Source organism: Novosphingobium sp. BL-S-34, assembly GCF_056857015.1.
In genome coordinates this window covers 810,727-825,614 of sequence record NZ_CM166473.1, presented here as the reverse complement: position 1 = coordinate 825,614, position 14,888 = coordinate 810,727, and the positions used below count along the sequence as shown (strand labels likewise).

The 14,888-nt window shown below is 66.9% G+C and carries 11 protein-coding genes; 2 read left to right on the top strand and 9 right to left on the bottom strand.

The window, feature by feature from the left end; genetic code table 11:
• The 4 genes from AC1VV3_RS17610 to AC1VV3_RS17595 all read right to left on the bottom strand — a co-directional run bounded on the left by AC1VV3_RS17610 (position 1) and on the right by AC1VV3_RS17595 (position 7,772).
• Complete coding sequence (locus AC1VV3_RS17610; protein ID WP_482963094.1) at positions 1-4,701, bottom strand: MupA/Atu3671 family FMN-dependent luciferase-like monooxygenase; 4,701 nt, start codon at positions 4,699-4,701, stop codon at positions 1-3.
• 124 nt (positions 4,702-4,825) lie between these two features.
• Positions 4,826-5,740, bottom strand: a complete 915-nt coding sequence (locus tag AC1VV3_RS17605; RefSeq protein WP_482963093.1) for a glycosyltransferase family 2 protein — start codon at positions 5,738-5,740, stop codon at positions 4,826-4,828.
• The gene (locus AC1VV3_RS17600) at positions 5,737-6,909 is read right to left on the bottom strand and encodes a glycosyltransferase family 2 protein (RefSeq protein ID WP_482963092.1); all 1,173 of its coding nucleotides are present in this window, start codon (positions 6,907-6,909) and stop codon (positions 5,737-5,739) included. Before AC1VV3_RS17600 ends, AC1VV3_RS17605 begins: the two co-directional genes overlap by 4 nt.
• Entirely contained in the window at positions 6,909-7,772 is an 864-nt protein-coding gene (locus AC1VV3_RS17595) for a 2OG-Fe(II) oxygenase (RefSeq protein WP_314466319.1), read from the bottom strand. Before AC1VV3_RS17595 ends, AC1VV3_RS17600 begins: the two co-directional genes overlap by 1 nt.
• Before the next feature lie 164 nt (positions 7,773-7,936).
• On the opposite strand from AC1VV3_RS17595, the gene AC1VV3_RS17590 reads away from it, so the two are divergent.
• A complete protein-coding gene (locus AC1VV3_RS17590) occupies positions 7,937-9,160 on the top strand; it encodes a glycosyltransferase family 4 protein (RefSeq protein WP_482963091.1) in 1,224 nt (407 codons plus the stop codon).
• A complete protein-coding gene (locus AC1VV3_RS17585) occupies positions 9,157-10,539 on the top strand; it encodes an oligosaccharide flippase family protein (RefSeq protein ID WP_482963090.1) in 1,383 nt (460 codons plus the stop codon). The genes AC1VV3_RS17590 and AC1VV3_RS17585 overlap by 4 nt, the downstream gene beginning before the upstream one ends.
• 104 nt (positions 10,540-10,643) lie before the next feature.
• On the opposite strand, the gene ssb is transcribed toward AC1VV3_RS17585, so the two are convergent.
• From ssb to AC1VV3_RS17560, 5 genes are all read right to left on the bottom strand, one after another.
• Positions 10,644-11,240, bottom strand: coding sequence for a single-stranded DNA-binding protein (gene ssb, locus AC1VV3_RS17580; protein WP_132265600.1), 597 nt, complete (start codon positions 11,238-11,240; stop codon positions 10,644-10,646).
• 81 nt (positions 11,241-11,321) lie between these two features.
• Complete coding sequence (gene feoB / locus AC1VV3_RS17575) at positions 11,322-13,166, bottom strand: ferrous iron transporter B (RefSeq protein WP_132265598.1); 1,845 nt, start codon at positions 13,164-13,166, stop codon at positions 11,322-11,324.
• On the bottom strand, positions 13,163-13,402 hold the full coding sequence (locus AC1VV3_RS17570) for a FeoA family protein (RefSeq protein WP_482963089.1): 240 nt from the start codon (positions 13,400-13,402) through the stop codon (positions 13,163-13,165). The genes feoB and AC1VV3_RS17570 overlap by 4 nt, the downstream gene beginning before the upstream one ends.
• A gap of 157 nt (positions 13,403-13,559) precedes the next feature.
• Positions 13,560-14,213 carry a COQ9 family protein gene (locus AC1VV3_RS17565; RefSeq protein ID WP_132266196.1) on the bottom strand — a complete coding sequence of 218 codons (654 nt, stop codon included), beginning with the start codon at positions 14,211-14,213 and terminating at the stop codon, positions 13,560-13,562.
• A gap of 8 nt (positions 14,214-14,221) precedes the next feature.
• Positions 14,222-14,779, bottom strand: coding sequence for an ankyrin repeat domain-containing protein (locus tag AC1VV3_RS17560; protein ID WP_243841158.1), 558 nt, complete (start codon positions 14,777-14,779; stop codon positions 14,222-14,224).
• Positions 14,780-14,888 lie beyond the last annotated feature (109 nt).

The window sequence follows — 14,888 nt, the reverse complement described above, 5'->3', positions numbered from 1 at the left end:
TCAGGTCCTTGCCACGGTGCGAACGGCGCCCCGGCGTGCCAGGGCGGCACGGCGGGCCATCGCCCGATCCTGGCCCTCGCGCGTCGCGGCCGCGTCTTCGGCCTCGCCCGAGAGATGGGCCCCCAGCGCCGCGATGGTCGGGAAGCGGAAGATGTCCGTCAGGACCACGGGGCGCGACGCCGCGGCGGCCAGGCGGCGGTGAACCTGGATCGCCAGCAAGGAATGCCCGCCGATGTCGAAGAAGTTCTCCTCGCGCCCGACATGCGGCACATGCAGCAGATCACACCAGACTTCTCGGATCTGCGCCTCGATCGGACTCGCCGGCGTTTCCACCGGATCGCGCCGAGGTTCGCTCTCTCGAACGGCGCCCGGCTCCGGCAGAGCCTTGCGGTCGATCTTGCCGTTTGGCGTGCGCGGCAGCGCGCCCAGCAGGATGAGGCTTCCCGGCACCATGAATTCGGGCAGTTGGCGCCGCAGGTGCTCACGCAACCGGTCCCGCAGCGCATCGAATGGAGCCGCGGCGCTGGTACCGGCGACATAGCCGATCAGACGCGTGGCCGCGCCTTCGCTGCGGGCCACGACCACGGCCTCCGCAACTTCGTGATGCGCGGCCAGGGCGGCCTCGATCTCACCCAACTCGATCCGGTACCCTCGTATCTTCACCTGGTGGTCGAGCCGACCGAGGAATTCCAGCGTTCCGTCGGCCCGCTGCCGTGCCAGGTCCCCGGTGCGATAGGCGCGCGCGCCGGTGACGAACGGATGAGCCACGAAGCGCTCGGCGGTCAGTTCGGGCCGGCGATGATAGCCGCGCACGACCCCCGCGCCGCCGATCACGAGTTCGCCCGGCGCCCCGGGCCTGACCGGTTCCAGCCTGCGGTCGAGAATGTAGATCTGTTGGTTGGCCAGCGGACGGCCGAGCGGCGGCGCGTTGTCCTGCGCGGTCACGTCATGGACGGCAGACCAGACTGTCGTTTCCGTCGGCCCGTACATGTTCATCACGGAGCCGCGCACAAGCCCGCGCATGTCCTGCGCGAGGTGGGGCGGGAACGCCTCGCCCCCCACCATGAGCCGCCTGAGACCGGCCAGGGCAGGACGCGCCGCCGGGTCGCTCGCCAGGGTCTGGAGCAGCGACGGGGTGCACTGGAGATGGGTTACGCCGTGACGAGCCATGAGGGCGTGCAGCGCCGGTTCGCCGGTCCCGCTCGATACCTCCGCCTGTACCAGCCCCCGAAGCCGGTCGATGGCCGGAAGATGCGCAAGGACGCGTTCGGTCTCGATGCCGAAGTCGATCAGGCAGCCGATCTCGTCGACGCCCAGTTCTCCAAGACGCCGGACCAGCGGCAGGTTGTCCTCCGGCGTGCCGAACAGGCCGCTCGTTTCGAAGTAGCGCTCGAAAGCATGTTCGAGCAGCGCCTCGGTCTCTTCTTCGCTAAGGGCACCGAGATCGACCTGGGTATCGGCGGCAACCCCGCCGGGACGCCGGAACGCGGGGAAAGCCCAGGCATGCTGGTGCAGCAGCGCGGTGGAAGTGCGCAGGTATTCGATCAAAGGCCCGCGCACGGCGTCGCGCACTTGTGCTTCGTCTTCGCCCAGGAACGTGTGGAGCATCAGGGTGGCGTGGCCCTCGCCGGCATGTCCGGCCTCGCGCCAGGCCTGGCGATAGGCGGCTATCTTCTCGGCCACTTCCTCGATCGACTGTCCGAGCAGGTGAGTGAGGACGTAGGCGCCCACCCGTCCGGCTTCGATGAAAGTCTCGATGTTTCCGGCCGAAGTGATCCAGCATGGCAGTTCGGCCTGCACCGGACGCGGATACGTGAGCACTTCAACGTCGCTCCCCAGCGGCCCGGGGAAACGTCGCGCTTCCCCGCGCCAGAGGGCACGCACGTCTTCCATGCAGGCCTTGAGCGTACCGGGCCGGTCGGCGAAGGCTGAAGGGTTGAGCACGAAATCGTTCGGCTGCCAGCCGGAAGCGAATGCCAGTCCGACGCGTCCTCCCGAGAGATTGTCCACCAGGGCCCATTCCTCCGCAATCCGCAGGGGATGGTGGAGCGTGCCGACGACGCTGCCCGCCCGGATGCCCACGCGAGAGGTGACGGCGGCGATCGCAGCGGAAGCTACCGAGGGGTTGGGATAGGGCCCGCCGAACGCGTGGAAGTGGCGCTCGGGCGTCCACACGGCCTCGAACCCGTGCTCGTCGGCAAACCGCGCGCCCTCCAGCAGGAGCCGGTAGTTCTCGGCGGCGCTGCCCGCGCTCGAACTGGCGAAGTAGAACAGGCTGAAGCCGGTGTGGCGCGTCGGCTGGGCAAGGGAAACATCGCCCCTCACCTGCCGCTCGGACGCGATGACGACATGATATCCGTGCATCAGCGGCCAGAGCAGTTCGAGCACCGAGATGTCGAAGCTGAGACTGGTGACCGCCAGCCATGTCCCCTCCGGCTCGATATGGCCATCCATTCCGGCGAAGAAGTTGAGCAGGTTGCGATGCTCGACGACGACGCCCTTGGGCAGCCCGGTCGATCCCGAGGTATAGATCATATAGGCGAGACTTTCCCCGCCCACACCGCTCTCGAAGACTTCGGGCGAGAAGGACGCGCTTTCGCGGCGCAAATCTTCCATGCAGAGCACTTGCGCTTCGCCGTGCGGCAGGGCGTCCTTCAGCGACGTTTCACTGACGATCAGGGCCATTCCGGAATCCGCAACCATGTGCGCAAGGCGGTCTTTCGGGTAGGCCGGGTCCAGCGGGACGTAGCCGCCGCCCGCCTTGTGCACGGCGATCAGGCAGGCGAGCATTTCCACCGAGCGGGAGAGGTGCAGGCCCACCAGGGTTTCCGGCCCTACGCCGCGTGCCGTCAGGAGCCGTGCCATCCGGTTGGACAGTGCTTCCAACTGACCATAAGTGAGCGAGGTAGCGCCTGCGGTCACTGCCACGCGGTCGGGCGTCGATGCGGCCTGATCGGCGAAGGCGCTGTACCATGTCGCCCTATCGGCCAGCGGGGCGGGCCGCTCGTTCCACACTTCGAGCACGCACGCACGCTCCGCATCCGATAGCAGCGACAGCCGTCCCAGATCGGTGTCCGGCGCCGCACGGAAGGCCGCCTGGAATATCTCGAACGCGGTCAGCAAATCTTCGGCCTCTGTTTCCGGCAGCCGCGCCGCGTCGTATGTCCAGCGGCAGGCGCCGTCCGAAGTGCAGATCGCCAGTTCGAGCACGGTCTCCCCGAACGGTACCGCTTCGTCGAACCTGTCTACCAGACGCACCGCGATCGGGTGTTCGATGCTCGCCTTGCCGCGCAATTCGGGGCAGCGGGCCAGAAGGTCCGCCGAATAGCCGACATGGCGGTGCAGCGCGGCGATCTCCTGCTCGACACGCTCGACCAGCAAGGCCAGCGGCGCGCCGAAATCGACCGCGACCTTGAACGGCAGTTCGTGCGCGAACCAGTTCGACACGTCTTCAAGCCGTGCCTGGCTGACCGCATCGGCAAAGCCGATTTCCACGCTGTCCCGGTCCGCCATGCGCGCCAGCCAGCCGATGACGACTGCGAGCGCGTCGGCAGCGCGTCCGATCGGGACCGTAGCGTCCAGCCGGTTCCATCGCGATGGCTCGCCTTCGCCGAGCGGGCGAAACGAAGGCAATTGCAGGCTGTCGCGCTGCCGCAGCCGGCGGCGCCACCACGCTTCGTGACGCCCGGCCGCCGCATCGAGCAAGTCGAGACGAGCCCGGCGGGATGCATCGAGCGACTGGAATGCACCGGCAGCGTAGCCGTCCAACCCCGACAAGGCCGATCCGTCGAGCGCCGTCATGCGATCGATCCGCAAGTCCCGGTCGCCGGTCGCCACCACCGGCCGCTCGCCGCCGGATAACAGCGTACCCGGCGCTCGTCCGGAACGGCCGGCCAGCACGGTGACCTGCTGAACGAGCACCAGGCCTTGCGCCAGCACCGCCTTGGGCAGGCCCATGGGGTTGGCATAGGGTCCGAAGTCCAGCGCCGACACGAGCCGGGCGATTTCCTCCGCGGAACGGGTCCAGTCGATCGTCCCGGCCGCCGATGGTCTATGCGCGCGCCCGAACATGCGGACCGGAGCATGGGGCTGCGGCGCGGCAGCGACAACCGCGCCGTCCAGGTCGTCGACGATACGCGAGAAACTACGCAGCCCCGCTTCGAAGCAACGCGTGTTAAGCGAAAAGGCGGTTTCGCCGTCACTCACGGTGATGGGCTCGGCAGCCAGCACCGCGCCTTCATCGACGGCGCCCGTCATGAGATGCCAGGTGACGCCGTGGTCCCGCTCGCCTTCGAGAAGCGCCCAGACCGGCGTGTTGAGGCCGCCCCGCGCGGGCAGCGGGCCGTCGTGGAAATTGATCGCTCCGCGCGCCGCAAGCGACAGGACTTCGCCGGGCAGGATAGCAAGGTTGGAAATGCTGAAGATCCAGTCGAGCGGAGCGTTCCCCTTGGCCAGCAGGTCGCGCGCGCGGGTCAGCACCCGAATGCGGCTGCGACGCGCCCAGGCCGCGGCGGGCGATCCTTCGGCAGCCACCACGGCCACGATCTCGTGCCCCCGTGCCCGCAGCAATTCGCCGCATTCGACCAGCAGAGTTTCCTCGCCGATCAGCACGGAGCGATATCCGGTGTCAACGCCGCCCGCGCCTGGCGCCGAGATGTCGACGATAGTGCCCGCCACCACCGGATCGAATGTCGCATCCATGGGTATTCTCCTTAGGTTCCGAGCGTAACGGCTCGCCGGCAGCGAAGCCATTTCGTCAACTCGGTGCGGAAATTCATGGTGCTGGAAATTGTGGTGGAAAGTTCGGTAATCTCGTCCCGGCGTTTTACTTGTATTCGATCAGACGCGTCTCTCCAGTCGGAGCCTTTCGGCGCATCGATCGCCACCAATATTGCAATTGCCCCTGACAATGCGGGATCTTCCCGAGGGTGATGAAGCTCGCCACCAGCGGCCCGCCGCGCCGACATATCCGCGCCCAGAGCACGGGCCAGAGCAGCCACATCGGCGGCATCGCCCATATGACGTTGCTCGCCACGGCATGGCGTAAGCGGACATTGCCCTCCCCGCGCAAGGCGAACGCCTCGGCCGTTGCATAGCCGCTGCGGCGGTTGCGCTGCCACCATTGGGCGAAGCGCGTCATCGCCGCATCGTGGACCGTCATTTCCGCATCGACCCGGCGGATAAGCCAGCCTTGCCTGCGGATCCGGTGGCACAAGTCCGGTTCCTCACCGGCGATCAGGTCCTCGCGAAAGCCACCGACGCCGCGAAAGGGCGTAACGCGAAACAGGGCATCGCCGCCGCATGTCTCGCGCAGACCTACCGGCGTGTTCCACTCGTGATCGCAGAGGCGGTTGTAGGGGCTGGCACCCGGTGCCCGCTCGCGCCGACGCCCACAGACGACGGCGAGCCCCGCGTCTGAGCGGATCGCGGCCAGGGCCCGGTCCAGCCAGCCCCTGACAAGTTCGCAGTCGCCATCGATGAAATGCACCAGCTCCAGTTCGGGATGGCGGCTCGTCAGCCAGGCGAAGCCGGCGTTTCTCGCGCGCGCCGCGGTGAAAGGCACGGTGGGATCGAGTTCGACCACCGGCAGCCCGCGCGCTCCGGCCAGCGCCACGCTGTCATCGGTGGAACCGGAGTCGACATAGACCGCCAGCGATGACTGGCGCAGCACGCTGTCTATGGACAGGCCGAGCCGCGCCCCTTCGTTGCGGCCGATGATGACGAAGCCGACGACGCTCATGGATCACGCTCCGTTCGCAGCCAGACCCGCTCGCGCCGCGTGACGAACTGCGCGAGAAGCGGCATCTTCCAGATGACATAGCCAGGTATTCGCAACAGGCTCGCCAGCGGCAGCATCGCGCGTGCATGATACCGCCATGCGGCGAGCAATGCCGATCCCAGACAGGCCTCCACGCCCAACAGAACCTGCAACGGCAGGCCAAAGCCACTTGCAGCCGTCACCAGGATCGTGGTGAGCACCAGCAGAAGCAGAAGCAGCACGGTCGGTGGCACCAGCAGGTCCAGCGCGACCAGCGCCAGCCCCCCGCGCCCGCGGCGCAGCGCGGCCGCAAGCAGCCGCGGCGCATATCGATAGGCCGTCTGCATCATGCCGTGCTCCCAGCGCCGACGCTGGCCCGCGGTCGCCTGACGCGAGCTGGCCGCACTGGTGAAGCGAGCCGTTTCGGCAAAGACGACCCGGCGCCCGGCCAGGAGCAGATCGAGGCCCATGTCGAGATCTTCGACCAGCGAGGATGTCCAGTGCATCCGCTCGAACGTCGCCCGCGGAAACGCCATGCCCGAACCTTGCAGCAGCGTCATGCCCGCCAGACGCTGGAGCCCGGACTGGCGGACGAGGTTCTTCACGAGAAAAGCGAAGCAGGACACCCGCACCATGGCATCTGCGCCCGGCGGCGGCTCCATGAGATAGGCGCCCTGAACGACGGCGCGGCGCGCTTGCGATAGGGAGGCCAGCGCCGCCAGAGCGCCGCTTTCGGGAACGCAGTCCGCATCCAGCACGATGACCACGCGCGGTCCCAGGAGCGGTGGTGCCGAGGCCAGGTAGTCCCGCCCGAATTCGAGCGCATGGCCTTTTCCGCGCTCCGCCGGATCGGTCCGCTCCACCACGACAGCGCCGAGGCCGCGGGCGATGGCGGCCGTGCCGTCGGTGCAGTTGTCGGCCACCACGACGAGCGCGTCGCAGGCCCGCAGCTGAGCCATGACAGCCGCGACGACCCGCGCGATCCCCGATGCTTCGTCATGGGCAGGCATGAGCACGATGAAAGGCGGCGGCGCCGCGGTCATGTCCTGCCCGTGCCGAGGCGGCAACAGGCCCAGCGCGCATTCGATGGCGAGCATGGCGGCGGGAACCGAGATCCCCAGCGTCACCGCCCAGATGCCCGCCTCGATCATCAGGACGCCGCCGTGGCGGGGTCGATTGGCACCGTTTCGAGCGGCTCACGGTTGCGGCGCTGGAGGATCGGTGGAAGCCAGTCCGATTTGAGATTGTGAAGCCGAACTCTCCAGTCGGCCTTGTCGCCGCTGCCGGGGCGCGCGCGAAAATCCGTGGTCCGTTCGATCGCCGGCAGGCTCGCGCCGATCGCTGTATAATAATAAGTGGCGATCGAACGGCGGGAGCGGCCCGCGGGACAGGCCAGCGGATCGGGATGGCCGTGGTAAGTGTCGCGGTCGGTGCTGAAGATCACCGCGCGGCCGAATTCGGGCTGGATGCTGCGCTCGGCGCGGGTCATGCCCCGGTCCCAGAGTTCCAGCGCCCCGCCGTAGCCCGGCATCCATTCCTCGTTGAGGTAGATCAGCAGGTTGAGCCGCCGCTCCACTTTCATGCCGCCGTGGTGCGGAAAGTCGGCATGGATCCCCAGATGCCCCCCGCGCCGGGTCTCGTGCAGTCCGGCGCCCGCATGATAGGGATCGGCGATCAGCCCCCGGATCCCGGTCAAGGCCGAGAGAAACGCCAGGAAAGCCCGCGAGTTCAGCTCCGCGAAAAGCATGCGCGTAACCGGCCCGCTGCACTGGTCGGGTCGGAACTGGAACTTCAGGCGCTCCTGGTCCCGGTCGAAGAAGTCACGCCCCTCGCTGTCCGGGAATTCCTCGCAGACCTTGCGCAAGACTTCCGGCGCCAGAAAATCGTCGAGCATGACATGTGGAAAGGGCTGGTTTCCGCGATATTCGGCCGCCTTCGCCATGCCGGCGGCCTTGCACGCCTCATGGTCGAAGCACTTGTAGCCGCCAAGGTCGGTCATCTCCAGAAACGCCATTACACCCCTTTCCGCGCCGCCGCGCCCCATCGGAGCCCGCCGATCGAGGATAACCGCGCACACCCGCGCCCGGCAGGCAGGAAACTCCCTTGGAAGTTCTCATGATCGACAGCTTTCGGTCTGCTCCGTAGGCTTTCCAAGAACCCGCAGCGGGAGGTATCTGCGTGCACATCGGGCTATGCTCTCCCCATTGGCCGCCTTCGCTGGGGGCCAATGGCATCGTCAGTTACGTTGCCGCCGTGCGCGACCATTTCATCGCCCGCGGGCACGACGTATCGGTCATCTCGCAGGAGCGGCTCTACGCGAGCGACGGCAGCGCCGTCCCGCTGGCGGCACGCGGCGCGGGCAGGATCATGGCGTCGATAGGAGAGAAGTTCGCCCGCCTGCGCGAGGATGCGAAAGGGGCCTTGCCCGAAGTCGGCCGTAACGTCGCGCGCCAGATTGCCGCGGCCCACCAGATCCGGCCTTTCGACATCGTCGAGATGGAAGAGAGTTTCGGCTGGTCCGAACGTGCCGGCCGCGCCATCGCCGCGCCGGTCGTGACGCGGCTCCACGGGCCACAGGCCCTGAAGCCCCCGCGCCATCTGACCGATGATGAACTGCGCGACGATCGCGATCGCTGCGCGGCGGAGGCGCGCGCCGTGCGCAGCGCTCCGGTCGTCACCGCGCCCACGCAGGCCATCATGGCCGGCGCCTGCCGCAGCTACGGACGCGATCCGGCGCAAACTTCGGCAGTGATCGCCAACCCTATCCGCCTGCGCGCCAATACGCCGCGATGGAGCCTGGAGGGGGCCGATCCCGACCATGTGCTGATGGTCGGCCGGTTCGACTTCTGGAAAGGCGCCGATACGATGCTGCTCGGCTTCGAGCATCTGCTCCGTCTTCGGCCCCATGCCCGACTGACGATGGTCGGCCCGGACGAAGGATTGGAGACCAGGCCGGGAGAACGGCTGAGCTTCGAACAATTCGCCCAAGCCCGGCTTTCGCCGGAGGTCCGGGCCCGGATCACCTATCGCGGCCTGCTGAAGCCTGCCGAGATCCTGCCGCTGCGGATGAGCGCGATGGCCACCGTTATCAGTTCGCGCTGGGAGAACTTCCCCTACATCCTGCTGGAAGCGATGGCCGCCGGAAGCCCGCTGGTTTCTACCGACTGGCCGGGCGCCGACGAGATCGTCCTCGACGGCCGAAGCGGCCTGCTCTCGCCGGTGGCCGATCCCGCACCGCTTGCCCTGGCGCTGGACCGTCTTCTGGGAGATCCCCAGCGCGCCGCGGCAATGGGCCAGGTTGCCCGCGATCGCTGCGCAGCGGAGTTTTCGCTCGAAGTCGTGGGAGACAAGCTGCTCGACTGCTATGCCCGCACGATCGGCGCCACAGAGTGCCGGCCATGAACGAGCATGCCGCCAGCCCGGGCTGGCAATCGTTCGCCGCGCCGCGCGGGCTCTGGAGCCGCCTGCGCGAACTGGCGGCGCGCGACACCAATGTCGTCATAGTTTCGGTCATCCTGAACAATCTGCTGCGCGCCGTTTCCGGCATGGTGCTGACGCGGCTGCTGGTGCCGGAAGTCTTCGGCATTTCGGGCGTCATCGCCTCCGTTCAGTTCACGGTCGCACTGGCCACCGACCTCGGCTTTCAGGCTTTCGTGGTCCGTCAGGAAAACGGCGAGGACAAGCGCTTCCTCGATACGGTCTGGACGGTTTCGCTGATCCGTTCCCTGTTGCTCGCGTTGACGCTGGTCGTGCTGGCGCTGCCTTTGTCCCACGCCTTCGGAAAGCCCGACCTGGCGCCGTTGATCGCGGCTTCGGGGCTGACGTTCGTGATCGAGGGGCTGACCTCCACGAGCCTGCTCACCGCCCTGCGCCATCGGCAGATCCTGCGCCTCTCGGCTCTGGAACTGGCGGCGATGGTGGCGCAGATCGCCGCCAGTGCCACGCTGGCCTGGGCCTGGGGGTCGTATTGGGCGATCCTGGGCGGGCTTTTCGTCAGCGGGCTGCTGAAAGTCCTGTTCAGCTACACCCTCTTCGCTGATTCCCGGCGCCGGCTCCGTCTCGATCCCCAGACGCTCAAGGCGCTCTGGGCCTTCTCCCGCTATGTCACCGGATCGAGCATCATTTTCCTGCTGATCTCGCAATGCGACAAGTTCGTGCTGGCAAAGCTCATGCCGCTGGATCGGTTCGGCTTCTACATCCTGGCCGGTAACCTCGCCTCCGCACCGCTCGGCTTCGCCGCCAATTATGCGAGCCGGGTCCTCTATCCGACATATGCCCAGCTCTGGCGAGACGGCGCGCAGGACCTGCGCCGCCAGTTCTATGAAAAGCGCCGGCTGCCCGCCCTGCTCTATGGCTTCGCCACCGGCGGCATCATCGGCAGCGCGCCGCTGATCGTGGGCGTGCTCTATGACGACCGCTATGCCGACGCGGCGGGCTATCTGCAGATCCTGTGCCTGTCCTCGCTCCTCGCACTGCCGTCCAACGCCGCGAACGAGGCGCTGACAGCCACCGGCCGGATCCGCGCCACCCTGGAAGCGAGCGTGGTCAAGCTGGTGTGGCTGTCCGGCGCTGGATTTGCCGGCTATCTCCTATGGGGACAGCTCGGCCTGGTCCTGGCCGTCGGCCTCATGGAAGCGCCCGCTTTGGTGATGAAATGGGTGCGCCTGCGCTTTGCCGGGCTGCTCGACATGCGCGAGGAGCTTCTGTTCCTGGCGGCGGGACTGGCCGGGACGGGCTGCGGCTTCATCGGTACACGAGTTCTGGCACCCTTCCTGACATAAGGTCCCGCGCCGCATATACCCTGTTTGGCACTAACGAAAAACCCCGAGAGCGACAGGCTCCCGGGGTTTTCGATTTTCATGTCGTCCGGCAGAGGCCGGAACGATCAGAACGGAATGTCGTCGTCCAGATCGTCGCCGAAGCCGCCGCTGCTGCCGGTCCGGCCCCATTCGCTGCCGCCGGAAGCACCGCCCGAGGACGAGCCGCCGGAAGACGAGCCACCCGTGCTGCCCCATTCGTCACCGCCGCGCGAACCGCCGCCCGATCGCGAACCGCCGCCCGAGGAGCCGCCTTCGCCCCAGCCACCGCCGCCACGAGCGCCGCCACCACCGGCGCCGCCGCTACCACCCTGGGCACCGTCGAGCATGGTCAGCACGCCGCCGATGCCGCCTACCGACACTTCGGTGGTGTAGCGATCATTGCCGTTCTGGTCCTGCCACTTGCGGGTGCGCAGCTGGCCTTCGATGTAGATCTTGGAACCCTTGCGCAGGAACCGCTCGACCACACCGACCAGGCCTTCGCTCTGGATCACCACGGAGTGCCACTCGGTACGCTCCTTGCGCTCTCCGGTGGCGCGGTCCTTCCAGTTTTCCGAGGTGGCGATGCGCAGGTTGGCGATGCGCCCGCCGTTCTGGAACGACTTCACTTCGGGATCGGCTCCGAGGTTGCCGATCAGAATGACCTTGTTGACACTGCCTGCCATGATGGAATCGCTTTCTTCTGAATCTCGGCGAACGGGTTAGCGAATGGAGCGGCCCTGCGCGAGTCTGCCGCCCCGGGTTTTCTACAATCCCGCGCCCACCGCGATCCAGTAGGTCACCCCCGCCGCCAGGTAGGCCAGGCCGAAAAGGTATACCAGCATGAACGTCGGCCATTTCCAGCCATTGGTCTCACGCCGGGTCACGGCGATGGTGGACATGCACTGCGGGGCGAAAACGAACCAGGCCAGGAAGGCCAGCGCCATCGGCAGGGTCCAGCGCCCCTTGAGACGGTCGCCCAGTTCGACGGCCTGCTGGTCCTCGTCGTCGCCCGCGTCCACCGCATAAGTCGTCGCCAGCGAGGATACCGCCACTTCGCGCGCAGCCATGGCGGGGATCAGCGCCAGCGCCATGTCGCGGTTGAAGCCGATCGGTTCGACCACCACGGCCAGGCCGTTCGCCAGCTTGCCCGCGATGGAGGCATCGACCTGGCTCTCGCCGGGCTTGGCCTGCGGGAAGTTCAGCAGGATCCAGAGCACCACGGTGACCGTGAAGATGATCGTACCGGCGCGGCGCAGGAAGATCCACGCGCGCTGCCACAGGCCGATCGCCATGTCCTTGAGGCGGGGCATCTGGTACTTCGGCATTTCCATGATGAAGCCGGAAGCGGCGCCCTTGGTGATCGAGCTGCGCAGCAGCAGCGCGACGACCATGGCCCCGACAATGCCCGCCACATAGAGCGCGAAGAGCACCACGCCCTGAAGGCCGATGCCCCAACCGAGGTTGGTGTTCGGGATGAAGGCGCCGATGATCACGGCATAGACCGGAAGGCGCGCCGAGCACGTCATCAGCGGGGCGATCAGGATCGTCGTCAGGCGGTCCTTGGGATCCGTGATCGAGCGCGTCGCCATGATCCCGGGAATGGCGCAGGCGAAGCTGGAGAGCAGCGGAATGAAGCTGCGTCCCGAAAGCCCGACATAGGCCATCAGTCGATCCATCAGGAACGCCGCGCGGGCCATGTAGCCGGAGGCTTCCATCGCCAGGATGAAGGCGAAGAGGATGATGATCTGCGGCAGGAAGACGACCACCGAGCCGACGCCGGAAATGACGCCGTCAGTCAGCAGGTCTCGCACCAGGCCGGGCGGCATGGAGGCCTTTACCGTATCGTGAAGCCAGCCTGCGCCCGCGTCCAACCCGTCCATCAGCGGCGCGGCCCAGGCGAACACGGCCTGGAATACCACGAACAGGAACGCGAAGAGAATGAGCGGCCCCAGCCAGGGGTTCAGCAGGACCTGGTCCAGCCGCGCGTGAAGCCGGTGCTGCTTCGATTCCGACAGGATCGCGGCATTGGCCATCGCATGGGCGGCGACGCGGCGCTCCGTCGGCCCGAGGTCGGTCAGGCCTGGTCCGGCGTGGCGCGTTTCGGCCGAGGCGATCGCCTCGCCCAGTTCGGCGAGCCCGCGGCGGCGCACGGCCACAGTCGGCACCACGCGAACGCCCAGTTCTTCCTGCAACACGGCCGCGTCGAGCACGAGCCCGTCGCGTTCGGCAAGGTCCACCATGTTGAGCGCGACGACGGAAGGCTTGCCCAGCGCCAACAGTTCCTGCGCAAAGACCAGGTGCTGTTCGAGGTTGGAGGCATCGAGCACGATAACCAGGACGTCCGGCTCCGCCTCGCCTGCGAACTTGCCGGCGATGACCTTGGAGGTCACTTCCTCGTCGGGGCTGGTGGCGTCGAGGCCGTAGGCGCCCGGAAGGTCGGTCATCTCCACCGGCTCGCCCGTCGGCAGGACCATGCGGCCGGACTTTCGCTCCACGGTCACGCCGGGATAGTTCGCGATCTTCTGTCTCGCGCCGGTAAGCGCGTTGAAAAGCGCGCTCTTGCCCGCATTCGGGTTGCCGACGAGGGCGATCTTGCGCTGGCGGCTCATAACGGCGAAACTTCCATGGCGAAGGCGTGGGCACGGCGCACGGCAATCGTCATGCGCCCGATGGTGATGGCGATCGGGTCGCGCCCGCCGGCGACGCCCCGGTGCGCAACGGAAACCGTCGCGCCTTCCTCCAGCCCGAGCGCGCGAAGGCGGCGCGCCTCTTCGGGAACCAGTGCATTCCAATCCACCGCGACGATTCGAGCGCGCTGGTCAATGGGGAGAAGATCCAAAGTCATGCCGCTCCGCTGCCAGATCAGCGCAGCGATTGCAACTTGTTCGCAATAACTAACAAGCCTTGATCCGATTGCCGACACCCTCTCCCGATTCCGAAGCGCGTTTCATCAGTCCCTAAGCCCCCAGGGAAGGCTTCAACAACCCGCCCCGGCCGGCCGGTCAGCGGGCCGGATAACGCAGCCGCCCGAGCAGGCGCACCAGGCTGATGCGTTCTTCCGGCGCGCGCAGGAACTGAGCCTTCGTCTTCTCGAAGCGAATGATACCCTCGATCCGGCGATCCAGGAAAGCACGGGTTTCCGCCTTGTCGGCGCTCTTGTCCGAAGCGAAGACCCGCAGAGTCGCCGCATAGATCCCGCCCAGGATCGTGCGTTTGGTATAGTGGTTGTAATCGGTCGCGGTATCGCCCGCGAGCCGCCACATCGCGTCCGCGCTGTTCCACCCCAGACGCAGCGAAGTACGCAGGTTCTGCGGCATGGCCATGATCGTCAGCGCCCGGTTCAAGGCTTCCTCGCGGCCCGCCACGGCATCGAGACGGGCCATGACCAGACGGCGAATACGCTCGCGAATGGAGACGCCCTGCAGCGACGAGGCCGGGGTGGAGCGCTCCATCTGCTGGTCGACATGGCTCACCCAGGCCGAGATCATCGCCATCGGGCCTTCGCGGAATGCGAATTCCGCCAGCGCCGCGTCGATGCCGGCCAGACGCGCCGCCTGTCGCACGGCGTCCATCGTCCAACCGTCGAACACGGCGGCATCGGCAATGGCCGGCGCAAGCTGGCGGCGCAGACCTTCGAGTGTTTCTGGCTCTTGCATCATCGCGCTCAGAACGTCGGGCCGTAGACGGCCTTGCCCTTGCCCGAATTCTTCTTGGCATAGTCGTCAAGCAAGGTTGCCAGCGTGCTGCCACGCGCTTCCTGCGCGGCATAGTCGCGCGCGCTCCGGCCGGAATTGTCGGACCGGCTGGGATCGGCACCGGCTTCGAGCAGCGCCTTCACCATGTCGGTATCCTTGCGGTGCACCGCGAAGATCAGCGGAGTTTCGCCGGCATCGTTCGACGTGCTCGGGTTGGCCTTGTGATCGAGCAGCACCGAAACGCCGTCGCGCCAGCCCAGGCTGACCGCAACCGAAAGCGGGGTCCGGCCACGGTCGTCGGAAGCGTTGACGTTGGCGCCCTTGCCGATGAGGTAGCTCAACCAGGTGATGTCCCGGCGGTTCGTGACGATCAGCAGCGCCGTCTCGCCCGTCGTCACGTCCTTGGCGTTGACGATCTGGCCATTGTCGGCAAGCGCCTGCTCGACTTTCTCGCCTTCCTTTTTCTTCACCGATTCGAGGAACTTGTACCCCTCGGAGAAATCGGCGTGAGCTGGGGAAGCGAACATCAGGCCTGCGGCCAGTGCGGCCAGGAATGCCCTGACAGGACGCGCTCTGAGGATTCCACGCGAGCGCTGGGACACGTTCCCGGACATGGTCTTCGACACCTTCATTACC

Coding starts and splice junctions, on each gene's coding strand:
- feoB (WP_132265598.1), bottom strand. CDS start 13,166: ATGAGCCGCCAGCGCAAGATCGCCCTCGTCGGCAACCCGAATGCGGGC.
- AC1VV3_RS17600 (WP_482963092.1), bottom strand. CDS start 6,909: ATGATCGAGGCGGGCATCTGGGCGGTGACGCTGGGGATCTCGGTTCCC.
- AC1VV3_RS17565 (WP_132266196.1), bottom strand. CDS start 14,213: ATGCAAGAGCCAGAAACACTCGAAGGTCTGCGCCGCCAGCTTGCGCCG.
- AC1VV3_RS17610 (WP_482963094.1), bottom strand. CDS start 4,701: ATGGATGCGACATTCGATCCGGTGGTGGCGGGCACTATCGTCGACATC.
- AC1VV3_RS17605 (WP_482963093.1), bottom strand. CDS start 5,740: ATGAGCGTCGTCGGCTTCGTCATCATCGGCCGCAACGAAGGGGCGCGG.
- AC1VV3_RS17560 (WP_243841158.1), bottom strand. CDS start 14,779: ATGTTCGCTTCCCCAGCTCACGCCGATTTCTCCGAGGGGTACAAGTTC.
- ssb (WP_132265600.1), bottom strand. CDS start 11,240: ATGGCAGGCAGTGTCAACAAGGTCATTCTGATCGGCAACCTCGGAGCC.
- AC1VV3_RS17570 (WP_482963089.1), bottom strand. CDS start 13,402: ATGACTTTGGATCTTCTCCCCATTGACCAGCGCGCTCGAATCGTCGCG.
- AC1VV3_RS17585 (WP_482963090.1), top strand. CDS start 9,157: ATGAACGAGCATGCCGCCAGCCCGGGCTGGCAATCGTTCGCCGCGCCG.
- AC1VV3_RS17595 (WP_314466319.1), bottom strand. CDS start 7,772: ATGGCGTTTCTGGAGATGACCGACCTTGGCGGCTACAAGTGCTTCGAC.